At 36.6% G+C, this 23,853-nt stretch carries 21 protein-coding genes; 10 read left to right on the top strand and 11 right to left on the bottom strand.

Annotation, left to right across the window (positions count from 1 at the left end; all coding sequences use genetic code 11):
* Window positions 1-45: 45 nt before the first annotated feature.
* A complete protein-coding gene (locus VXS03_RS12960; protein WP_327764175.1) occupies window positions 46-255 on the top strand; it encodes a DUF465 domain-containing protein in 210 nt (69 codons plus the stop codon).
* 53 nt (window positions 256-308) lie between these two features.
* Here the strand turns inward: VXS03_RS12960 and VXS03_RS12965 are convergent, their stop codons facing one another.
* On the bottom strand, window positions 309-1,187 hold the full coding sequence (locus VXS03_RS12965) for an alpha/beta fold hydrolase (protein WP_327764176.1): 879 nt from the start codon (window positions 1,185-1,187) through the stop codon (window positions 309-311).
* Between the two features lie 335 nt (window positions 1,188-1,522).
* On the opposite strand from VXS03_RS12965, the gene galE reads away from it, so the two are divergent.
* Window positions 1,523-2,542, top strand: coding sequence for a UDP-glucose 4-epimerase GalE (gene galE, locus VXS03_RS12970; protein WP_327764177.1), 1,020 nt, complete (start codon window positions 1,523-1,525; stop codon window positions 2,540-2,542).
* A 65-nt stretch (window positions 2,543-2,607) separates the two neighbouring features.
* Here galE and VXS03_RS12975 read toward each other — a convergent pair whose 3' ends face one another.
* The gene (locus tag VXS03_RS12975; RefSeq protein WP_327764178.1) at window positions 2,608-3,213 is read right to left on the bottom strand and encodes a DUF2238 domain-containing protein; all 606 of its coding nucleotides are present in this window, start codon (window positions 3,211-3,213) and stop codon (window positions 2,608-2,610) included.
* A gap of 222 nt (window positions 3,214-3,435) precedes the next feature.
* On the opposite strand from VXS03_RS12975, the gene VXS03_RS12980 reads away from it, so the two are divergent.
* Window positions 3,436-4,773: a DEAD/DEAH box helicase gene (locus VXS03_RS12980; RefSeq protein ID WP_327764179.1), complete on the top strand. Its 1,338-nt coding sequence runs from the start codon at window positions 3,436-3,438 to the stop codon at window positions 4,771-4,773.
* 103 nt (window positions 4,774-4,876) lie between these two features.
* On the opposite strand, the gene VXS03_RS12985 is transcribed toward VXS03_RS12980, so the two are convergent.
* On the bottom strand, window positions 4,877-5,431 hold the full coding sequence (locus VXS03_RS12985; protein ID WP_327764180.1) for an SPOR domain-containing protein: 555 nt from the start codon (window positions 5,429-5,431) through the stop codon (window positions 4,877-4,879).
* Between the two features lie 340 nt (window positions 5,432-5,771).
* Here VXS03_RS12985 and VXS03_RS12990 point away from each other — a divergent pair, with 340 nt between their 5' ends.
* Window positions 5,772-6,008, top strand: coding sequence for a hypothetical protein (locus VXS03_RS12990; protein WP_327764181.1), 237 nt, complete (start codon window positions 5,772-5,774; stop codon window positions 6,006-6,008).
* Between the two features lie 258 nt (window positions 6,009-6,266).
* Window positions 6,267-7,580, top strand: a complete 1,314-nt coding sequence (locus tag VXS03_RS12995; protein WP_327764183.1) for an anaerobic C4-dicarboxylate transporter — start codon at window positions 6,267-6,269, stop codon at window positions 7,578-7,580.
* Window positions 7,581-7,705: 125 nt separating this feature from the next.
* On the opposite strand, the gene VXS03_RS13000 is transcribed toward VXS03_RS12995, so the two are convergent.
* From VXS03_RS13000 to VXS03_RS13025, 6 genes are all read right to left on the bottom strand, one after another.
* Window positions 7,706-8,653, bottom strand: a complete 948-nt coding sequence (locus tag VXS03_RS13000; RefSeq protein WP_327764184.1) for a YeiH family protein — start codon at window positions 8,651-8,653, stop codon at window positions 7,706-7,708.
* Between the two features lie 112 nt (window positions 8,654-8,765).
* Window positions 8,766-9,107, bottom strand: coding sequence for a YdbL family protein (locus tag VXS03_RS13005; protein WP_327764185.1), 342 nt, complete (start codon window positions 9,105-9,107; stop codon window positions 8,766-8,768).
* Between the two features lie 31 nt (window positions 9,108-9,138).
* On the bottom strand, window positions 9,139-9,354 hold the full coding sequence (locus VXS03_RS13010; protein WP_327764186.1) for a YnbE family lipoprotein: 216 nt from the start codon (window positions 9,352-9,354) through the stop codon (window positions 9,139-9,141).
* 17 nt (window positions 9,355-9,371) lie between these two features.
* On the bottom strand, window positions 9,372-12,815 hold the full coding sequence (locus VXS03_RS13015) for an intermembrane phospholipid transport protein YdbH family protein (RefSeq protein ID WP_327764187.1): 3,444 nt from the start codon (window positions 12,813-12,815) through the stop codon (window positions 9,372-9,374).
* Window positions 12,816-13,058: 243 nt separating this feature from the next.
* Window positions 13,059-13,931 carry a DUF4344 domain-containing metallopeptidase gene (locus tag VXS03_RS13020; protein ID WP_327764188.1) on the bottom strand — a complete coding sequence of 291 codons (873 nt, stop codon included), beginning with the start codon at window positions 13,929-13,931 and terminating at the stop codon, window positions 13,059-13,061.
* A gap of 140 nt (window positions 13,932-14,071) precedes the next feature.
* Entirely contained in the window at window positions 14,072-16,741 is a 2,670-nt protein-coding gene (locus VXS03_RS13025) for a bifunctional acetate--CoA ligase family protein/GNAT family N-acetyltransferase (RefSeq protein WP_327764189.1), read from the bottom strand.
* A 310-nt stretch (window positions 16,742-17,051) separates the two neighbouring features.
* On the opposite strand from VXS03_RS13025, the gene VXS03_RS13030 reads away from it, so the two are divergent.
* Window positions 17,052-17,408, top strand: coding sequence for a GGDEF domain-containing protein (locus VXS03_RS13030; RefSeq protein ID WP_327764191.1), 357 nt, complete (start codon window positions 17,052-17,054; stop codon window positions 17,406-17,408).
* A gap of 218 nt (window positions 17,409-17,626) precedes the next feature.
* Complete coding sequence (locus tag VXS03_RS13035; protein ID WP_327764193.1) at window positions 17,627-19,303, top strand: GGDEF domain-containing protein; 1,677 nt, start codon at window positions 17,627-17,629, stop codon at window positions 19,301-19,303.
* Between the two features lie 69 nt (window positions 19,304-19,372).
* On the opposite strand, the gene VXS03_RS13040 is transcribed toward VXS03_RS13035, so the two are convergent.
* A complete protein-coding gene (locus VXS03_RS13040; RefSeq protein ID WP_327764194.1) occupies window positions 19,373-19,882 on the bottom strand; it encodes a DUF2301 domain-containing membrane protein in 510 nt (169 codons plus the stop codon).
* A 218-nt stretch (window positions 19,883-20,100) separates the two neighbouring features.
* On the opposite strand from VXS03_RS13040, the gene VXS03_RS13045 reads away from it, so the two are divergent.
* The gene (locus VXS03_RS13045) at window positions 20,101-21,030 is read left to right on the top strand and encodes an SPOR domain-containing protein (RefSeq protein ID WP_327764195.1); all 930 of its coding nucleotides are present in this window, start codon (window positions 20,101-20,103) and stop codon (window positions 21,028-21,030) included.
* Window positions 21,031-21,254: 224 nt separating this feature from the next.
* Window positions 21,255-22,253 (top strand): D-alanine--D-alanine ligase, encoded by a 999-nt coding sequence (locus VXS03_RS13050; protein WP_327764196.1) that lies wholly within the window; start codon window positions 21,255-21,257, stop codon window positions 22,251-22,253.
* Between the two features lie 98 nt (window positions 22,254-22,351).
* On the opposite strand, the gene VXS03_RS13055 is transcribed toward VXS03_RS13050, so the two are convergent.
* The gene (locus VXS03_RS13055; RefSeq protein WP_327764198.1) at window positions 22,352-23,317 is read right to left on the bottom strand and encodes a tyrosine-type recombinase/integrase; all 966 of its coding nucleotides are present in this window, start codon (window positions 23,315-23,317) and stop codon (window positions 22,352-22,354) included.
* 169 nt (window positions 23,318-23,486) lie between these two features.
* On the opposite strand from VXS03_RS13055, the gene VXS03_RS13060 reads away from it, so the two are divergent.
* The gene (locus VXS03_RS13060; protein ID WP_327764199.1) at window positions 23,487-23,843 is read left to right on the top strand and encodes a DUF3319 domain-containing protein; all 357 of its coding nucleotides are present in this window, start codon (window positions 23,487-23,489) and stop codon (window positions 23,841-23,843) included.
* Window positions 23,844-23,853: the final 10 nt, after the last annotated feature.

Genomic DNA, 23,853 nt, shown 5'->3' on the forward strand with positions numbered 1-23,853 from the left:
ATTTAGTATAAATAAGATGTGTTCAAAAAATCACTAGGAGTGACAATGTTTCCAGAATATAGAAGCTTAATTACATCGCTAAAAGGTCATGATGTGCATTTTGACCGTCTATTTAAAAAACATAATGAATTAGATGATAAAATTAATCTAATGACTTCCGCTAATGGTTTTGATGAAACGCTCATTGAACAGCTGAAAAAAGAAAAGCTATTATTAAAAGATGAAATATTTGCTTATTTACAACAGAAAGCATAAACAAAAAAGAGAAGCAGAAGTGCTTCTCTTTTTTATAATAACTGTATTGGCATTTATAGCGAAGATAAAAAATTATCGATCAAATCAGCGGTTATTTGAGGCTGTTCGTTTGCAATACCATGCGCGGTCTTAGGCAATACAATGATAGGAGCTTGAATATATCTACTTAATTTTATGCCGCTTTTGAGAGGAAATATTTGGTCATTTTGTCCCCATATAATAAGCGCTTGAGGCAATTTTTTAGGGTCAAATTGCTGTATACGATCTCTGTCTTTGGGTAATGTTCTAATTAATTGTGTTCGTTGTGGTTTCCATTGTGAAAAATAATCAAGGTATATTTGATTTGCTATAAAATCAGGGATGAGCTTTTTCTCAATAAATACATTGTCATAAAGACGTTTAACATCATCGCCGCTATTGGGTACAAATAACTCTTCTGGTGAGTCAATACCTGCGCGCTTAACTAAATCGTATAAATCATCATCATTAAACAGTGGACCAGGGCTAGCGATGATCACTGCTTTATTGATACGCTCAGGTGTCAACATCATGTCATAGGTGATAAAACCACCATAAGAAATACCCGCGACATCAATTTTTTGTAGTTGTAATTTATCAACGAGTTGCCAAATAGCATTAGTTTGAGTTGATAGCTGCGCAGCATTATCGCTGTATGACTCACCAAACCAAAGTAAATCAGGAGCAATAACGTGGTATTTTTTACTTAGCTGTAGCATCTCTGTTTTCCATGTTGCAGCAGCCGTGCCACCAAAGCCATGCAATAATAATAAAGGCTGACCTTGCCCTCCTTCCCAATAGGTTAATTTACCACCTTCTTTGAGAGTTATGTGGTGCTTACTGAAACCTTCTTTTTCTAAAGATGACTGATCGTGTTCTGTTTTCCAACGAACAACTTCACAGCCAGCAGTCATAAAAACTAGTGTCCATAAAAGGATAAAATAATGTATAAATCGTTTCATAGGTTGCTCTAATAATTGAAAAATTGATTAATTATACAATGTTTTATTGTGATTGGTAAGAATCTTCATTGATAATGGTAAAAATAAAAAATGTGAGGTATGTATTTGTTTTTTGCGTTAGCATTATGTCAAAATTCAATTTTATGTTAATCAGTATGTTGCTAAAGAAAACAATCGTTAGCATAATCTTTTTCTATAATAAATTTTTATACAAAATCGTATTATTGCCATACGGAATCTGTATTAATGTTTAGAACAAAACTACGTATTAACGACTAGGAGACACTATGCGTGTATTAGTTACTGGTGGTATGGGCTACATTGGTAGTCATACTTGTGTACAAATGATTGAAGCGGGCATGACCCCAATTATTGTTGATAATTTGTATAACAGTAAAGAAACCGTATTAGGGCGCATTAATAACTTAACTGGCGTAACACCTGCATTCTATAAAGGTGATATTCGTGATCGTAAATTTTTAGACAGTGTTTTTGCTGAAAATGATATCGATGCAGTAATTCACTTCGCAGGACTAAAAGCCGTAGGCGAGTCAGTAGAAAAACCACTAGAGTATTACGACAATAATGTAAGTGGTACATTAGTGCTTGTTGAAGCGATGCGTGCCGCTGGTGTTAATGCAATTATCTTTAGCTCATCAGCAACAGTTTATGGCGATCCTGCATCTGTGCCGATCACTGAAGATTTTCCAACAAGTGCAACTAACCCATATGGCCGTAGTAAGCTAATGGTAGAAGAGTGTCTTGCTGATATTCAACATGCATACCCTGAAATGAGCGTGACATTACTGCGTTACTTTAACCCAGTAGGTTCGCATAAATCAGGCACTATGGGTGAAGATCCACAAGGTATTCCTAACAACTTGATGCCATTTATTTCTCAAGTAGCTGTTGGTCGTCGTGAGTTCTTATCTGTTTTTGGTAACGACTACCCAACAGTTGATGGAACAGGTGTGCGTGACTACATTCACGTGGTTGATCTTGCTGATGGTCACCTTGCAGCATTAACACACAAAGGCCGTGAAGCTGGCTTACACATTTACAATTTAGGTACTGGTAACGGTAACAGTGTATTGCAAATGGCAAAAGCATTTGAAAAAGCTTCTGGTGTAGAAGTGCCTTATAAGATTGCACCACGTCGTGCTGGTGATATTGCTGAATGTTGGGCTGATCCTGCGAAAGCAAAAGCTGAATTACAGTGGGAAGCAAAACTAACACTTGATGATATGACGCAAGATACTTGGCGTTGGCAGTCAACAAATCCAGATGGTTACCCTGACGCAGAGTAATTCCAGATTGGATTAAATAAAAAGGCGCTAATTTAGCGCCTTTTTTTATGTGGAAAGAATAGACATTAATAATGTTTATTAGTAATAGTATAGGGTTTTGCTATAAAGAAGATAATCAAACTAGCAATAGCACCAAGGGTATCGGCTAGCATGTCTTTTTGCGCATCCCAAATGTCACCTTGTGAACCTAAAAATTCAATACCGGCTTCCCCCCCAGCACTGGCTGCATACCACCATTCAACAATTTCATAAGCGGCGGCTGTTGCCATAATAGCAAATAGACCAAAGAGAGCCGCAATAATAGGTTTACAATGGCCTTTGCGAACTAAAAATTCAGCAACAGGAAACGCATATAAGCCAATTGAGAAGTGCGCAAAGCGATCAAAGTGGTTGCGGTTTGAGTCCAGAAGGTGATTAATCCAATCAAAAGGGACATTTGCAAACGTGTAATGGGCGCCAATATTATGTAATACCAGCCATACTGCCATTAATGTGTAAGCAAGGTTACTAAATACAAAATAACGGTAACTGATCACCAAAAATAAAAACACAATGATGAGAGGAATAGCTTCTGCGATCCATACAGTTCGAAAAGCAGGATTAAGCCCAAGTGCAATAAAAAAGATGATATAGCATAACGCTAACCATTTAGGGTATTTGTTCTTAATCATTTCAATTCCTTATCATTAAAACAGATCCTGAGGGTAACGTTTTTGGTATATAGATAGCAATATTGATTATCAATATGTTAACGCTGATGGGATAACTTATTTTAGGTTTTTTAAAATTGGTTTGTGTTATAATTTCCAACTAATGTTTTCACAATATTGTGATATTCATCATATTTGACAGTACACACTCATAATTTGAGTTGTTTTTACCGGAGCATCATTTTGCATTTTAAAGATCTTGGCTTAGACCCACGCCTATTAAAGAAACTGACTCATTTGGCGTTTGATCGAGCAACCGAAATTCAACAAACGGCAGTCCCTGTTGCTATTGCAGGCAAAGATATTTTGGCGTCGTCGAAAACGGGTTCCGGTAAAACTCTGGCATTTTTATTACCTGCGATGCAACGTATGTACCGTAGCAAGCCATTTACTCGTCGTGATCCACGTGTTTTAATTTTGACGCCAACGCGTGAATTAGCAAAACAAATTTTTGCACAGTTACGCACGCTTAATGCGGGAACACCGTACGATGGCACATTGATTGTTGGTGGTGAAAACTTCAACGACCAAGTAAAAGCATTACGTAACGATCCGATGTTTGTTGTTGCAACCCCTGGTCGTTTTGCTGATCACCTTGAGCATCGCAGTACACATCTTGATGGTCTAGAAATGCTGATTCTTGATGAAGCAGACCGTATGCTTGATCTGGGTTTTGAACCTCAACTACGTCGTATTAACGAAGCGGCTAACCACCGTCGCCGTCAAACATTGATGTTCTCAGCCACGATGGACCATGTTGATGTGCTTGATATGGCTTCTGAAATGTTAGATAACCCTAAGCGCATTTCAATTGGTCACTCAGCAGAAGAACATACAGATATTACTCAACGCTTTATTTTGTGTGATCACTTAGATCATAAACAAGCATTGCTTGATAAAGTGTTAGAAGTAGAAGATTACAATCAAGTTATTATCTTTACTGCAACACGTGCTGATACCGATCGTCTAACCGCTGAGTTAAATGAACGTAAATTAAAAGCTGTTGCACTAAGCGGTAACTTGAATCAATCGCAACGTAATAACATCATGAGCCAGTTTGAGCGTAATTGTCATAAGATTCTTGTGACAACAGATATCGCCTCTCGTGGTCTAGATATTGATAGCGTATCGCTTGTTATTAACTTTGATATGCCAAAACATGCTGAAGAATATGTTCACCGTGTGGGCCGTACTGGTCGTGCAGGTAACAAAGGTGATGCTGTTTCATTAGTTGGTCCTAAAGACTGGAAGAGCTTTAAAGCGGTTGAAGCATTCTTGAAACAAAAGATTGAATTCACGACAATTGAAGGCTTAGTCGGTAAGTTTAAAGGTCTTAAACCTGCACCGAAGAAGAAGATTGTTAAGAAAACGGCGACCAATAAAACGGGTACTGCTAAACAAACGCAAGCACCTAAAGCGAAGAAAAGAGTTGATAAGCGTTTTTACGAAAACCAAGCTGTGGGTAATGATGTCTTTATCCCTAAGAAAAAACGCAATACTGATGTAAGCCAAGATGACTAATAGTTAACGATTTAATAATCGTTAATAAATAAAAAAAACCAGACTGAATGTCTGGTTTTTTTTGCTACAGCATTGAGTTGTAGCGATAAGTGCCGTTATACGATTAACGTAATTGGTACACTTGACCTTCTTTATCAGCTTTAACAGCAGCAAAGCTCAATACGAATGGACCTTGTGCTTGAACGGTTGCTGGCAATGTTTGAATTGCTTGTTTTGCTTCTTCGCGGGTTGCGAAATTGCCATAAGTAACGGCATACCAGTTGCGGCCTAGTGCATGTTTCCAATTAACCCAAATTGGTTGATCACTAGTGATTGGCTGAAGGTAACCACGTAGGTTACGTTCTTCACTTAATGCTAAAATTTGAATAGTAAAGTGTGAAGGGTTAATATCACCAAACGCTTGATCATTGGTCATTGATTCTTCATCTGCAAGATGCGCATCGTCATTATTAATGTAATCACTATCAACAACTGGTTCGCTAGTTACAGTTGTTTCAGGAGCAACTGTTTCTACTGGTTGTTGTTGACACTGTAGGTTTGCGCTATCTACTTTAGACGGTAACAGGTAACCAGAATCACAAGGGCTATCAGATGAAGCACAACCAGATAATGCGAATAGACCTAATACAACTGCTGCCTTTAATGGACGAGATGTCATTATTTTCTCCGAAGAATATTTAATAATTTGCAAATGTGGTAGCAGTATTCATGACTTTTCATGACGCAAATATCACTATTAACAAATGTCTTTATACTTAGAGTGTATTGTAGCGAAAAACGGCAAAAAATTGACATGATAATTACGGATTAGTGATTAAATGTATGTTTTTTAATCAAGCTGACCATTCCAAATGAGAATAGGTTATATTTCCCTGTATAATTGATGTTGGAATAGAGTATATATTTTTTTACTCTTTCATAGAGGTAAACGGTATTTTTAAAACACAAAACATTGGTTAACATATTAATAACAATTTGAGATTTGATGGATCATTGTTATGAAAGCATGGCTACTTAAAATACCTGATCGTAAACGACTGATAATGGCAAGCGTCATTGCAATGTTATTAGTGACAATATCTTTATTTACAGTTGGTGTTATCAGTGCATTATGTGATCTCACGGCATTTGCAATTTTATTAACCGTTTTATGGATAAAAGCAGGAAAAATACAATCTCAAAATAAGCCTGATGAACAAGTAGTTTCTTCTGTAAAAATCAAAATTGAACCATAAAAATCAGTTATGCTTATAAAAACTACATTTGTTGCAATAGGAATATCCTGTTAAGTCTAAAACAAATAAACAACAACTATGTAAAATATACAAAACATTAATTCAATTAATTGTTTATATTAATACTTTTATTGATATATATTTTAATAAAGTGTGATTGGGTGCTAATTATTGCTTCTATATAAACTTTATTATCAGCACGAATTTTTACTGAATATGACGTCAGTAATGTAAACGCTGTTATTAGGGAGTATAGATGTGTTTATTGTTGAATTTTTGATTGTACTTGTATGTATCTTAGTGGGGGCTCGAATCGGCGGTATCGGTTTGGGTGTAATGGGAGGCATCGGTCTTGCAATTCTGAGCTTTGTTTTTGGTTTGCAACCAACCAGTCCACCAATTGATGTAATGTTAATGATCATGGCTGTTGTTGCGGCAGCTGCTGCAATGCAAGCGGCAGGTGGTCTTGAATACTTAATTAAAATTGCGTCAAATATTCTTCGTAAAAATCCGCGTCATATTACATTCATTGCGCCACTAGTAACTTACATGTTTACCTTTTTAGCGGGTACGGGTCATGTGGCTTATTCTGTATTGCCTGTTATTGCTGAAGTGAGCCGTCGCAGTGGTATACGTCCTGAACGCCCATTAGGTATGGCTGTTATTGCATCTCAGTTTGCTATTGTTGCAAGCCCTATTGCTGCGGCAGTGGTTGCTTTAGTTGCATTTCTTGAACCACAAGGCATTACATTAGCTGATGTATTGATGGTTACAATTCCTGGTACATTCTGTGGTTTAGCATTAGCGTGTGTTGTCGTTAATAAAATCGGTAAAGATCTAAAAGATGATCCAGAATACCAACGTCGTATGCAAGATCCTGCTTTCCGTCAAGAAATGGAACAAGAAGTAAAAGTAGAAGAGATTGTAATTAAGCCAGAAGCAAAGAGAGCGGTTGGTTTATTCTTATTTGGTGCGCTTGCAGTTGTTATTATGGGTGCGTTTCCATCGCTTCGTCCTAACTTTAACGGCGCTGCAATGGGTATGGCACATACGATCGAGATCGTGATGCTTGCAATTGCGGCATTGATCATCTTGATCTGTAAGCCTGACGGTAACGTGATCACGCAAGGATCTGTTTTCCATGCTGGTATGCGTGCGATTGTTGCGATTTTTGGTATTGCTTGGTTAGGTGATACATTTATTGCTGGTCACAGTGAAATGGTGAAAGAGGCTGTATCTGGCTTAGTAGAAGTTGCACCATGGACATTTGCTTTTGCTTTGTTCGCATTATCTGTAATGGTAAACAGCCAAGGTGCAACAACAGCAGTATTGGTTCCTGTTGGTATTACATTAGGTTTGCCACCAGAGGTGATTATTGCAACGTTCGTTGCAGTTAACGGTTACTTCTTTATTCCTAACTACGGTCCTATCATTGCTTCAATTGATTTTGACCGCACAGGGACCACAAAGATTGGTAGTTATATTTTTAACCATAGCTTTATGATCCCTGGTTTATTAAGCATGGTATTTAGTATTATCTTTGGCTTTATTTTTGCAAGTTTTGTCTTGTAATTGGTTCTATAAATGCGAAAGTAATAAAACATAAAAACTGATTAATAAAAACCTCTATATCTTCATATAAACATTGAAGAATAGAGGTTTTTCTATGCTGCTATAAAATGACTTATTAATTTCAGTTACAAAAATAGCTCAATATAAGTCAGTGATGCAGTACCAATAGCTAACCAAAGTACGACACCTAACAATAATGGTTTATGTCCTGCATTGCGTAATTTGCTGACGGTAATACCAGAGCCAATTAAAAATAAACACACCACTAATAAACGTTTAGATGCATCAAAAATCAGAATATAAGTTGAATGAAATTGTGGAATAAAATGCGCAATTAAAATAGCTAAGCAATAAAACATAATAAAGTAAGGAACACTGATTTTTTTACTGTCACCTTTAAACATTAAGGCACTACCAAACGCGACTGGAATGATCCATAACGCACGAGCCAGTTTTAATGTTGTCGCAGTTTTTAATGCTTCATCCCCATAAGATCCCGCAGCACCCACCACTGACGATGTATCATGAATAGCAATAGCCGCCCAAGTACCAAAGGCATGTTGACTCATTTCTAATAAATGACCAACAGCGGGGAAAAGGAAAAGCGCTACAGCGTTAAGTACAAATACGGTAGCTAAAGCTAATGATGTTTGATCATCGCGAGCATTAATGGCTGGTGATACCGCAGCAATGGCACTACCGCCACAAATAGCCGTACCAGCAGCGATTAAATGGCCTGTTTTTTTATCCAACTTTAAAAAGTGCGTTGCTAACCAACCCAAAAATAAAGTAAAGAAAATGGAAGAGATAATAAGTCCTAATCCTTGACGGCTCGCTTCAATAGCTTCGTTTAAATTAATTCCAAACCCTAAACCAATAATGGAGTACGACAAAAGTTTTTTGGTTAAAGCGGCAAGATTAAATTGGGTCGGAACGAAACCAAAGCTAGCTAAAGTAAATCCAAGTATTAATGCTATGGGTGAGCTAATGAACGGCGCTAAACATATTATTGCTGCGAATATAAATATTATGTCAGTAGGGCGAAAGTTTCTAATTTTTTGATTTAGGGTCATTTTTATGATTTGAGGTGGGTTATTTATAAGGTTTCAAATTATACGCACGTCATTCTATTTAGTTTAGTTAAATATTTTTAAACGAGGGTTAAGAGTAATTTAATGTTTCGGCTTACTTTTTTTTCCATGCTCCCTGGTTATTTTGATAAAAATGACCGGTTTGGGTTTTTTCTACCGCTTTTTTATAAGCCTGTTGCTTAATCGTACTTAGGGGTAAATCGTGTGATTGGCTAATGGTTCGATATGTTTTTTGTCTATGGTTATTAACCGAGTTTATAAGACGGTTTACATCTGGGTTTTTAGTTGGCTTTATTGCAGCAATGAAGCCAGTATTAGTTTCACCGACGAGGCCTTGTTGTTTGGCTTGTTGTAATGTAATCGCAAACACTGGGCTAGTATTGAACAGCAATAAATAACCACCAAGCAATACGGCGCAAAGGGACGTTGATTTCATAGGATTACCTTAATATAGATTGATGAAACAATTAAAAGACAGCTTTATTATCAAATAATTGTTCTATATCTCGATCAACTTTTATTTTGATTTCATGTTCAATTTTAACATTCAAATTAACCTCTATGGGTTGGTCTGATGCTGCAACTTGTATGGTTGGTGTACACCCAATAAGGAATAGAATGACAATAGCGGTGGCTAAGTAATGCTGGTTAGGATGGGGCTGTATTGCTTGAAAATAATTCATGCTGATAACCTTTAATGCTATAGAGGGTTAAAATGCTCACTAATTTTTTGCTCGACATTTGAAGCATTTAGCATGTTAATTGTTCTGATCAGTTCAAGTATATTATCTTCAATGGCTAGATTTATATTGATTCGACGACCAGACTGAAAATCTGGATTATAGCCTTTGAAATGAGATTGTGTTTTTAACACGCCATCTTTAGCATAGTTAACTTTTATGGCAAAGGTACGATAATGATAGTTTTTAAGGATTTCACTGACCATTAATGGATTTTGATGACCGACAGCTTTAATTTTTTCATCGATGGAAGAACCTGCCACATAGCGTAATACACCGCCAGGATAGCGAGAATGAAGTACGCCATGATGAATTTCAAGATGGCCATCATTCATAGTAATAGGGATGGTACCATCAAGGATCCCTGTAAATTCAATACCTTCATGATCAATAAGATCTGTGATTTGTTTAATATTAAGACCAAAAACAGTTATTGGTATTGGTGCTAATTTTTGTAAATTGGAGAGATTAATATTATGCGCACTGATATTTCCACCCAATAGCGAAGCTGATATTCGATGTAATGTATAGTGATTTGTTTGAGTATTAGCATCAATAACTAAGCTTGGGTTTATGAGTGTTATACCGGCATGTAATTGTTGTGCAAATAACGAAATAGGGTGCAGGGTATGAATACCTTGGGGAGAAAAAGCAATATTGGCGCTACTTTCTAAATGGGTAATATCAAACTCGTGATAACTGCCTGAAAGTCGATCAGTTGAAATTGTTGCATTTCCGAAAATCTTATTATTATGATCAATAACAAACGATCCACCATAAGTAATACTTCCGTCTGTAATATCTATCGGTAGAGTCAGTTCTGGAAAGTAATGTTTTTTTAAGCTGTTGGCTTTAGTAAAAGCTATCACTTTTTGATGTAACTTAACATGCGTTTTCTTGGTAATAAAATCTGAGTGAATGTTGACTTTTGCTAAAGTATTATCATGGCGATTAGCTAAGGTAGAGCTAATATTTATCGTTTTACCGGCTAAATGGAACTGCCCATATAACGTGCTTAATGGAAATAGTCGTTTACGGTTACGTTGAGCGGCATCCACTGTGATTTTATAGTGGCTTGAGAATGTTAACGGCTTTGTTGGTATGGATTGAGGGGGGCTTTTGATCGTATTTTTAAATAACAATTCATGTCGTAATAAAAACTGGCTCACATCAATGTTGAGTTGTGCCCTGTAGTCATTTGTAGCTGAAGTTTTTTCTGCTTGATGTCGTAGCTTCAAATTTGCTTTAAGTTGCGCTTGTGTCTGCTGAGGCTGGTAGAAGGTTAAGGCTATGCGATCTTGTTTATTTTCAAGCAATCCAACTAATTGGTTTAAGCTGAAATCAATATTATCAATTGTATTATTGGTGAGTGTTGGAATGCCTTTAAATGAGAGCTTTTTAGTTTGAAAACGAGTGTGTTGTAGTTGTGATATTAAGTAATTATTCGCCCAGGTGGCTTTTACATTTGAACTGAAAATAATGTCATCAGCTTTACTATCTACAACGGGTTGTAATGTATTGATACTGGCATTGATATTTGCATTAATGTGACATCGTAAATTAGGATATAAACAGTTGAGGTCTTCAATAAGCAATTGAAGGTGAGAGTTTGTTTTTGCGTTATTGAAACTGATAGTCTCATTTTTATCACTTAAAGCGACATTAAAAAGCTTATCTTGATAGTTTATCTTGAAGTTTATTTTTCCGTCACTGTTCATCTGAATATTTGCAACATGTTTAGGCGCATTATTATGACGCAAGGTTTTATCTTTAGAATTAAAGAAAGGCGCTTTAAAAGCATATTTGTTGAGTTCAATAGTAAAAGAAGATGGTAATTCAATACCGATGAGATAATGCGCATCGACAATTTTATTATTAATAACCATGGGTTGAAAGGGCTTAGATAAGCCATTTACAATTTGTTTTGCATAAAATCGTAAAGGGCCATTTATTTTAGCATCAGGAACATTCTCAAATCCTAACCTATCAGTAAACTCCTTGGTATTTTTGAAGTTGGCATTACAATTTAAATACTGTGGTAAAGGCTGATAAAAAATAATTTTAATATCACAATTAAGGTTATTACCGTCATCGCGAGTCATTATTGCATGAGCGCGCGCATCTGTTTTTGAAAGATGGTAAATATTAACGTCAAGCTGATACGGATGTGGATTTAATGCTTTCCCTTTAACAATAAAACGGGCTTTGGTTTTCTTTTCTATTGCGATATTTAAATCTTTCGCTTGTTGATCTATTTGCTGACGCGCTTGCTTTCGACGTTGGCGTTGCTGTTTACTTTCACTAACAACGGCTGAAGCCCTATCAAATACCATGGTGACATTATTGGTATGCGTCGACGTTCTTAGATTTGCGATAGTAGATGACGTTATTGCTGCTGGCGTTTCTAAAATAACTTTAGCATCAATTAATAAATCACCGTAAGTCAGTGCATCTACTTTTAATTTCTTTATGGGTAAACGGGCGAGATTAGCAATAGCTTGTCCGAGATGAATCCCTTTACTATCGATATTTGTGCGATTGATAAATGAAGGCAAATATTTGGGTTGTTCGAGCTTTATTGTTTTAGCCGCTAGCACCATTGTGGGTAAGCTACGATTAAGATCAAACGTTAATGATAATTGAGAAATGATTTGTTCTGCTAGTGTGTTATTCAGTGTTTCCCATTGTGGGTGGATGGATGCAATTGTGACGGTAACAGGGGTTTGATCACCTAGCCAAGCCATTGAGAATCGACTGTCATTGTATAGTAAAGAATAATGCGGAGATGGTTGAGTCTGAGGAAAAAAAAGACTTAATTTGCCTTTACTTGAATGGCCTGAGATAACTAAATGTGGGCTATGACTGATCGTAACGTCAACTTGTTCTAAAATTTGCGTTGCTGCAGTTTCTTTACTGTCACTGTGAAGCACGGATGTTGTGACTTTACGAGCATGAGCATTTATAGCAAGCGGAGACTTGAAATTAACAAACCTGAAAGTAGCATCAAAAAAATGAATATAACGTAAATGAAGCTGTTGTTTTTCTAATATTTTAGTTGCTGTCGGAGATAGCTCTATTTCATATTTCTTCGCAAATAGTCGATAACTCCCATCATCCAATTTATTATTAGGATCTATTTGATGTTGTAGGGAAAGCTGGTGGAAGGTGACATTGTAACTAAAAATACTGAGTGAAATCTGTTCTGCATGGAGCCCGTTATCATAGCGAAGCCCTTTAAATTCAGTGATTGTTATATGATTAATGTGCAGCCATAGGATACCTACGATAGGTATCATCAATATCAATCCTAAAAGAGATAACCCAATTTTTGTCCCGTTACGTAACCGTGACGTTTTAGCCTCCGTTGGTGGTGACGGTGCGCCAATGTGCGCTGGGAATTTCACAGCAATAACTCACCTATTGATAAAAATAATTTATTGATAGTAATAAACCACCAGCACAGCATTCATTGACGTGATGATTGCTTACCTTCTCTTTAAACATATACCAGATTTTACTATTCGTGAGTTGCCTGCTGAATTAATTCAATATAATTGACGATTAAAATGATTAATTATGCTTGTCGTTACAAAATATACGGTGTTACATCTTTGATTTTGAATTTATATGCAATTCTGTCGCTTGTGTTAATTGTCTAAATAGTACAGCCATCCTTGATAGGTGGTTGCATAAATTTCTTGACATTGACGTTGCTGCTGCTGGCGTTGTGCCGCAGGTAATGAGTCAAATAAGCGTTGGTAACGAGTGGGATTACTGCCATAGACCAAACACAAAATATGCTGATAACGTTGTTGGCTAAGGCTATGCTGTTGAATGAAACTATTATTACTTAGTGCTGAATGGTTAAAGGTTTGAGTACTAAATAAGCGGTTGGCGTTAATTGCAATGTCATCGCCACGGTGAATATCATTAAGCAATAAAATAACCACAAAATTATCAACTGTCGTTTCACTGTGGCCTAATACGGGAATAGCTCGATCCAGAATATAAGCGTGCCCAATCTCATGCAGTAACATGAGTAATAGGGCATCAGTTGTCGCTTGATAGCGTTGTTGCTGGGTTGAATAAGCACCAGTGTGTGATACATGCTCTAAAAGTTGATGAATATATTGATAAGGGATTTGGATTTGTTCTTTGGTTGAATCAAAATTTGGGCCGCTGGCACCACCGAAAACGATATTTAAGCTGGGAGCGAAAATATACCGCGTCTGACTCAGTTGTTTAATGGTTGCGAGGATAGATGAATGCTGAATAATGTCTTTTGCTTGCTGCTGCTGGGTGTTAGCTGGCGTAAGAAAGACAAAGTTAACCGTTGGAACGGGATCTAATGCTAGCCCATAACTACCGCCTGTCGGTTGCTCTGTTCCTGCGAAGCTAAAGCAAGAGAGTGTTAGACAGAGGAAAGCACATATAAGCCTTAGTCGTGATGATACACGTAAAAAATTTTGACTAATCTTCTTAGTAACCAATTGTTCAAAAAAGATGAAATGTCTATTCACGTTGCCACCTCATACTGCTATAGATGTATCATAAGTGATAATTATAGCGGATGAGACAAGAGGTAACGCTGTAAAAACATTAAATCACCTTATTTATAACTGTTAATGATTCAGTGCATGTTGTTTTATATTGGCTGTGCTTATTTTAACGGTAATAGCATATCGACGATGCCATCGGCCAGTTGAACGTCAATTTCAAACCCTATTTTTTGTGCTAGGGTGATCATGCCTCGGTTGGTCGGCATTGTCATTCCTGTGAGTGTATGAAGCCCACGTTGTTTAGCATAATTGATAAGTTTACTCATCAATATTCGCCCTAGACCGACACCTTTAATATCTGATCGAACAAGAATCGCAAATTCAGCATCATTATTATTTGCGTCTGATAAGGCTCGTACAACACCTATAATCATCTCATCATAAATAGCGACAAAAGCCATTTCACGGTCGTAATCGATTTGGGTAAATTTAGCTAAAGCTTCATGATTTAACTCCCCTACATCAGAGAAGAAACGTTTATAAAGATCCTCTTCTGATACTTGGCTGATAAAGGCTTTATGAATAGGTTCATCTTCCGGTAATATTGGGCGCAGTAATATTGATTTACCGTCTTTAAGTTGGCATTGCTGTTCATATTCTTTAGGGTAAGGACGAATAGCTAACCGTTGCTGTATATCACCATTAAATGTGGCGATATCCATCGATGCATCAATAATTGTTAATTCATCACCAGAGATAAGCAAAGGATGAATATCCAGTGTGCTTATGTTGGGACAATCAATGATCATATGTGAAATAGTCACTAATAATCGGCATAGCGCGGGAATAGAGATCTTCTCTAAACTGCTACGTTGTTTGATTTTGTTACGCTTTAGCGCATTGATGACCATATAGCGGGCTAGTGCCATATTTAGCGGCGGTAACGCCACCACGGCATCACGTTCAATATCCCAATGAATGGTTTCCTCTCCCAGCATGATTACTGGCCCAAAAACAGGATCGTTATGGACACCAATACGCAATTCTTGCGCACCTGAGCGGTTAGCCATACGTTGAATCAATAAACCATCAATCCGTGCACTTGGATAGTGTAATGTAACACGAGCTAAGATGGCATCGGCGGCATTAGCTACTTCATTTGCATTTCGTAGATATAAAACGACGCCGTGAATCTCCGATTTATGTCGAATATCGGGAGAGCGTAACTTAACAGCCACGGGATACCCTATCTGTTCGGCAATATGCACCGCTTCAGCAGCATCAGAGGCTATCCATGTTGGTAAGGTCGTAAAACCATAACTCTTTAATAACGGCCGAACTTCATGAGTCTCAAGATGGTAAATATTTTGCTGAAGTAAACGCTCTATTTCGTACCGTACATAATTAGGGTCTGCGGTAGCGTCATTGACTGAGACGGGGGTTTCCATTAATTGTCGTTGGTTACGGCGGTATTCGACTAAATGCATGAAAGCTGAGATTGCGCTTTCAGGTGTTCGATAAGTGGGTAAACGTGCTTGCGAAAAAAGAGTTCGTGCATTGGTTGCTTCATTCTCACTCGACCAGTTAGTTAAAATATTAAAACGTTGGCTGCGAGGATGTTGGATAAGAGTATCAATGATTGCTTTAGCTGTGTTGGTGCTATGCGCTAAAGCGGATGGACTATGCATAATAAGTAAGGCATCAAAATCATCACTATCCAATAGAATATTAAGTACTTGTTGGTAACGTGCAGTATTAGCATCCCCCATGATATCTATCGGGTTTGCTTGTGACCAATAGGGGGGTAAGACTTGTGATAGTTTTGCAATTGTTGCATGACTTAATTGTGCTAATTTGCCACCTCTATCTGATAAAGCATCTAATGCCATAATAGCTGGGCCGCCACCATTAGTAAGAATTGCTAATCGCTCACCTCGCAGTGGTACAGAATGAGCCAGTGTTTCAACCGCAGCAAATAGATCATGAGTTGTATGTACGCGTAACATGCCTGAACGTCTAATAGCTGCATCATATATTTCATCAACGCCATGCTCACCGCTGGTATGTAATAAAGCAGCTGAACGTCCAGCGCTTGTACGGCCACTCTTTAATACTAGAATGCGACGGTTCCTCGCTGCTGCACGGGCTGCAGACATAAATTGGCGAGCATCTTTAATATTGTCGATATAAAGTAAGATTGCCTCTGTTTTAGTATCTTGACTTAAAAAATCAAGCAGTTCAGCAAAGTTAATATCGCAAGCGTCCCCTAAAGAAACAAAGGTAGAGAAACCTATTTGTTTGTTCTGCGCCCAATCTAAAATAGTTGTACATACTGCCGCTGATTGTGAAACAAATGCAATATTACCTTTATTTGCACGAGCAGGGGCAGCAGAGGCATTTAGGTTCAACCATGGCAAAATGATCCCCATACTATTAGGGCCTATAATTCGCATATTATAGTGCTGTGCATTGGTAAGCATCTGTTGTTGGTGGCTAATAATTTCTTTGTTGTTTGTATGGGGGGTCATACCAGCTGCAATAATAATCGTTGCTTTTACTCCTTTTTTCCCAAGCTGGTTAATAATATCGGGAACAAGTTCTGCGCGAGTACACACGATAGCAATGTCTGGAATGATGGGCATTGATTTAATATTGCGATAAGCCAGAATTCCAGCAACTGCAGCATACTTTGGGGTGACTGGAATGATGGGGCCATTAAAACAACCTGCTAATAGGTTACTAACCACAATATAGCCAATACGGTGTGGGTTGTTTGATGCGCCAATGACGGCAATGCTGGTCGGTTTCAAAAAAGCCGCAATACTACTCATAGATAATTATCTCTCTCTGCCTTAGTGATACTTTATATCTAAATATGAAATAAACATTTTTTTTATAAAGATAATGTGATCTAACAGAATATTGATGATCTAAATGTCAACGGCATGCTATGCCAAAAATAAAAGTTTTATTCGCTATGGTTATACTTTAATCATAAATAACTATTTATATGCTTTTGTTATTGATAATACTGGTTATATATGTGTTACTAAGGTGTAGCATTAAAATAGATTAGGGCAAAAAGAAATGACTGATGAATTATATTTCAAATACCAGCCAAGGTACTAACATAAAATACTGGTGTTTATTGATTTAGATGGTTTTAAAGAGATTAATGATAACTTTGGCCATTATGTTGGTGATGAAGTTTTACGTGACTTTTCATTAACGATTAAAAATATGTTACGTGACGAAGATGTGATTATACGTTTCGGTGGGGATGAGTTTATCATTTTACTGAATAGTCATGTGATTAAAAATGTTCATCAACGTATTGATCAGTTAAGGCAAAATATTGAATGGTATTTTAATCAAAAAGAAACGCAGTTAAGTTTTTCATATGGCGTTGCATCTCTACAAGATGGTGTTGAACTTGCTTTAAAAACAGCAGATATCGCAATGTATAAACAAAAAAATGAGCGTAAAAAAAGTGATTAAGTTGTATTGATGCAGTTGTATATCATAAATTCTTTATACGTAACTATATAGTTTTTAATGATATTTTTTGTCAAGTTGAAGATAATGTTGATACTGTTCAAGTCTTTTTAGGAATGAGTGATTCCAATATGGAATAGTAATTAATTAAATAAAAAATACACTTGGGATCAGTAAGTTTTTCGATTATTCTCCTTCAAAAATCTAATAAGAATATAATCATGCTCTCAAGTTGTTACTTTAATTATCAGCCTCGCTATTACAACGGTAAAATATCTTCTTATGAAGCACTACTTAGAACGCCTAACTCTGACATTGAATGCTATATAGAAAGTATCAATGATCATGTTGCTTTTGATTTAGCTGTTATTGAATCGGTTATTCAGCAACGATCACGGTTGTCTAATCCTGAAAAGACAAAATTAGCAATTAATATATCTATTTCTAGCCTATTAAATGATGAATTTATTGATGCATGTGAAAAAATATTTGAGCATGAAAAAAACGTCATTTTAGAACTGACTCGTCATGATACAACGAATGATTTTTCACGTATTCAATCTGCAATTAACCAATTGAAAGCTAAAGATATTCAATTTGCTCTAGATGATTATGGGAAAGGCTATGCGAATAGTGAATTATTTTTACATCTTGATGTGGAGTACATAAAGTTAGATCGAAAATTAATCAAGAATATTACTCAAAGTTATGTTGTCTATTCATTAATTAAAACGAAATATGAAAAGATCGTCAAAGTACTTGATAAGCATATTATTATTGAGGGAGTAGAAACATTTGAACAACTGAATCTACTAAAACAATTTGGGACGATGACCTATCAAGGGTTTTATTTTTCGCAGCCTATTAGTATTGAGGATGTTAAGCAAACAGCTTCCAATATAGATAGCTATAAAAATAAAACAAAATCATTTTGTAATTTACTCGATCAAGCTATTTATGATATGAATCGTGCAAAAGATCATCATGAAATCAAACTCGCAATTCAGCATCTTATGAAGATAGATCATTATAATACAATTGGTATTAGTCCTAATTTTTTTGATGTTTATAATGAACAACGTAGAATTAATAAAAATTATAATGAATTGCTTGAGCGAAAGAGTAGTCCTCATTTTTTATTAGTTTCTTCATTAATTAGTTCTTGTGATGCACTTGTTATTATTCGTGATAGTGAAGGAAATGCTATTTTTAATAATGATAAACATATTAATTACTTAGGTGTTGATCTCGTTGATTATAGCGCTGAACAAGCATGCAATAAATTTCCTGATTACCGTACGTGCCTTGATTTAGACAATGAATTACTTAATAGCGATACTTGTTTTATTGTATCTAATGAAACAGTTGAAACTGAAAATGGTAAGCAGTCTTTTCATACTTATCGTCAAAAGATAATGCATTTTGATCAAGCATTCATCATTTGCAGTATTTATGAAGCTAACGATAGCATTAATATTGACACTTTAACGGGGTGTTACCAAAAAAGTTATTTAAAATCGACCTATGCAAGCGCCTATCAAACGCTGGTGTTTATTGACCTTGATGGATTTAAATTAATCAATGACGTACATGGGCATAATAAAGGCGACGAAGTTTTACGAGATTTTGCTCAAAGTATACAGAAAATGTTACGGGAGCGCGATGTGATCGTACGTTTTGGTGGTGATGAATTTGTATTACTACTTGATAGTTCTTCACTGTCTGGAGTTAGACAACGTATTGAAATTATTAGAGATAAAATTGAAGCTTATTTTTTATTAAAGCAGCTTTATCTAAGTTTTTCTTATGGAATTGTTACGGTTGGTGACTGTATAGAAAACGCTTTAAATAAAGCAGATGAGGCAATGTATAAACAAAAGTATGCTCGTAAAATATAAAAAAAGAGATCATATGATCTCTTTTTTTGCTGGTGGATAATAAAGCTGGTGGCTCAATTATTATAAGTATTACACCTGGTAGCGGCTTTTATCTCCAATATCAAAATGTAGTGGCATACGCCATTTACTAAAGGCTGCAAACGCAAGTAACGCTGCACCGGTCATTGCAAAGCCAATTGCAATATTGACAGCATTAAACACTAAACAAAACCAAAAACCCGCTAAAGCAAGAGGAGTCACTAAAAGAATTTTCACTTTAAAGCAAAAGTATTCTTTTATTGAAAGTGCACTAAAGACAAATAAAGCCGCGCCTAATGCTAATGGCTGCCATAATCCAGAGATAAGCCAAATTGCCGAGAATAGTCCTGCGCCTTGGATCAACCAACGAAAGCGTTTGTCGTAAATATGCACTGTTGTAGATGCTAATAAAGCAACTATAACGAGAAAGGGCGTTGCAGCATGAGTTTCTGAACCAATAATCGCCATGATAATAGCAGCAACAGTGAATGCTGAGCGATACAGAATAACGGTTAGTTTATCAAGTAGATCGAGTTCGCATTTAATATGTGGATCAGCCATTGAGGTTCCTAGGTATTAACAGAAAAGGTGAGTGATATTATTGTTAACAAAACAATATTTATTGTGAGCATGGTAACATAAATGCTTTTCGATTGATCTATCGTTATGATCTGTTTGATCGTAATCAAAAGCTACGGCAAACTATTATAGATCCTTTGTCATTCTATTGTTTTGATGATGAGCACCCCAATATTCAGTTGAGAATAAGAGAGAATAAAATGAAGAAAATTATCACATTGAGCCTGTTATCGAGCTTAGTGGGTTGTGCTCAATTGATGCCACCAAAAACATCATTACAAACCCCTATTGAAACTATAAATACGACGCAATCGACTGAAAAATTTGTCGAACCAACGGTCGTTGCTGAGTTAGATGAATCAGTTAAAACAGACCCTCTATATCAATCGATAGATTCTATTGCCGTCAGTGAACAAGTTATAAAAGAGCAGCCAGCTGCAAAAGCCGTCTCAATAACTGAAAACACTTCAGAATCTACTGCTGTTGAAGAAACGAATGAGTTAGCAGTAGATACAACAACAGATGTTGATGCAGTAGCCGTAGAGCCTGCCAAGAATACAACAACAGATGTTGATGCAGTTGCCGCAGAGCCTACCGAGAATACAGCAACAGATATTGATGCAGAAGCTACGGAACCTGCCATAAATGAAGTGATGGAGATGGATGCTGCATCTATTGAATCAGCTGTGAATGCGGCAACAGAAACAGATAATACGGCAGCGACTGTAACTGATGAACCTGAACCAATTGAGTCATCAAATGATACTACTGTGGATGATCAAACTGTTGTCGATGACCAAGCATCGGCGAATGAACCCATAGCAGCTGATGATGAATATAAAACAACAGTTATGCATGGTTATAGTGTGCAAGTTACCGCATCAAGGGATGAACAATCATTAGTGAAATTGCTGTCGTTATTAGATAGCCAGCAACCGGCTTGGTTAAATAAGAAAATGATCAATGGCAGCCAAGTTTATACTTTATTATTAGGGCATTACTCTGATCATGAACAAGCAAAAGCGGCATTAGCCTTGCTACCTGAGGCTGTACAGAACAATGGCGCATTTGTGAGGAATTTTTATGAGATCGAACATACTCGTTCACCACAATTGAAGCAATTACAATAATTCAATAGTAAACAGCAGATAAATGGTGGTTTAATCACCATTTTTAGCACAAACTTCGCATGATTTAAAAATAAATCACGATAAGATGATGTAGAGGGTGCATTCACATTCGTTTTTTGATTACTATATTCAGTAGTGAATGCCTTATTCTTTGTGACCTTGGTAGTGTATCAAGGCTTTTGTAATCTGCATTGTATTGTGATTGGTCTAATTAAGGAACGATAATGAGTTCTATCCATGTATTATTATTATGCGGCGGCGGTAGTGCTGAGCATGAAGTTTCTCTCGTGTCTGCAAACTTTATTGAACAACAATTAAAAGCGATTGATGGCGTCAGCTATACGCGTGTAGAAATGACAAAAAATGAAGGTTGGTTAAATGAAAACCAACATTCTTGTGAATTGAACTTAGATAAAACATTGTCTGCTGTTGGTGAACAACCTATTACGATTGATTATGTAATCCCTTGTGTACACGGTTTCCCTGGTGAAACAGGAGACCTACAATCACTGTTTGATTTAGCTGGTTTGCCTTATTTAGGTTGTGGTGCAGAAGCAAGTACTAATTGTTTTAATAAAATTACCACTAAATTATGGTTTGATGCGTTAAAGATTCCCAATACACCCTATGTTTTCTTGAGCGAGAATACTGAACAGGCACATCAACAAGCGCTAGCAGCATTGACGCAATGGGGTAAGGTCTTTATTAAGGCTGCATGCCAAGGCTCATCAGTAGGCTGCTATAGTGTTGTGAATGCAGACGAATTACGTACTGCTGTTGATAATGCATTTGGATATTCAAACCAAGTCCTTATTGAAAAAACCATTAAACCTCGTGAACTTGAAGTTGCTGCTTATCAATTTGGTGATCAATTAATTATCACCAAGCCTGGTGAAGTATCATGCCCTGATGATAAGTTCTATAGCTACGAAGAAAAATACAGCACTGATAGTTTATCAACAACGCAGGTTGAAGCGCGTAATTTAACTGAAGAGCAAATTGAAGCTATTCAGCATTATGCACGTAAAGCATTTGAGCAAATGAAACTTAAAGATTTATCTCGCATTGATTTCTTTTTAAGTGAAGACAATGAAATTCTATTAAATGAAATTAATACTTTCCCAGGTATGACGCCAATTTCAATGTTCCCTAAAATGCTAGAGAACTATGGCCATAACTTTACAGACTTTATTGAAAAAGCAATTAAAAACGCGGTTAAATAAAATTTAACTAAGTGCATTAATAGCCAACCGTTTATACGAATTCTGCGGAGAAAACGTATTAAGGTTGGCTTTTTTGTGTCGTTTTATAGTCTTATGCGTTATTTACCATTCTTATTCGCGAATTTTTTCAAAGTATTATCACGTTTAGCTCGCTGACCAATATATTGTGCAGGCATAGCAGGGCTTCGCCATCGCCCCTGATGTTGTATTTGGTGGACAGACAGTCCAGCATCAGCTAAGTCTTGGCTAGCACCAACCCGTGGTGATTGGCCTGAAAAAATCACATCTGCTGGGAGGTCAAGCTCTTGGCTTGCTCGTCTAAAGATTCGATATACAGATGAGTGATCAAGAGGGTTATCACCAATATTGTTATGCCGATCAATGCGTCGAAAAACAAAGCCGCTATCAATCATAGATAAGGTTAACCATCGATTAATTGCTTGAGATGCCACGTCACTTAACGCAATTAAAGTATCATTAATCGACAGGGTTATTAAGCCATTAGGATTGATTTCAATATCATTAATACTTAGGGCGGTTACTTCAGAGCGTTTTAGCATGGCTTCAAATGTGATTGCCCAGATAGCCATATCTCGAACATCTTTAGCTTTTGTTGAAAGTATAAAAACATCAAGAAGGTCGTGTAAATGATTATCACGAAATCCCTGAGCATTAGTGTAATCATCATGTTTATCAAGACGTTGTTTATGCATAGCGAGTTTAATTTCATTACTTAAACAGGGATTAGGTAATGCATGACAACGGTGTACTAAACTGATAGTGACAATGTAACGTTTAAGGCTGGCTAACTTACGAGTTTGCGCCATTTTTTCTATATAACGATGAACAATTTCAGCTGATGCCGGTAATGCTGACGCTTTATGGTGTTCACAAAAAAGTAAAAAGCTATTCCAATCATTTTTAAACGCAACCAAAGTATTTTTGGCATATTGTTGGTGTGTTAGTCGTTGCCAAGCGGTAATGGACTCAGCAATGGTTGAAAAGTCCGTAATACTTGCATTACGAATGGTTTCATCTTCAATAACGGTGATCTTCTTAGCCATAACACCCTCTAATGCACTATAACTTTATAGTGAGTGAATAATATCAACGACCATCGAAAAATGAAAGAATAATCATACAAAACTAGCCTAGTAATTTAGATTTTATTATTATATAAATAGTTAACGTAATGATTATTAAAGAAACTAATACTTTAATAAGGTTGGAAATATGACAATAAAAAAACGCCTTTTTCATCGTGGCTATACCATCGAAAATAGTACAGGGCTGACAGCAGACTGGAAAACAACCATTAATGGTCAAGCTGTCAAAGGAATGATAACCAACATTAAAAAGAGTGTGGATTGGTGGTGCGATACTAAAGCTTTTATGCCACCAGAGAAATTTAATACTCATCCTCAGGTAAGACAATCAACCGTAATAGCAAGCTCTGAGCAATATCGAGGAATCGTCATAAAAAATGATAGTGGTAAAGCGAATGAATGGTATGTGATGGTTAGAGGACAGCTATTAAAAGGTGATATCGTTTCAATTAAAAAATATTTAGATAGAACGCTTGCAGCTTAAAAAACAGTGC

Origin of the sequence: Photobacterium sp. S4TG1, assembly GCF_036040035.1 — a bacterium.
GTDB lineage: Bacteria > Pseudomonadota > Gammaproteobacteria > Enterobacterales > Vibrionaceae > Photobacterium.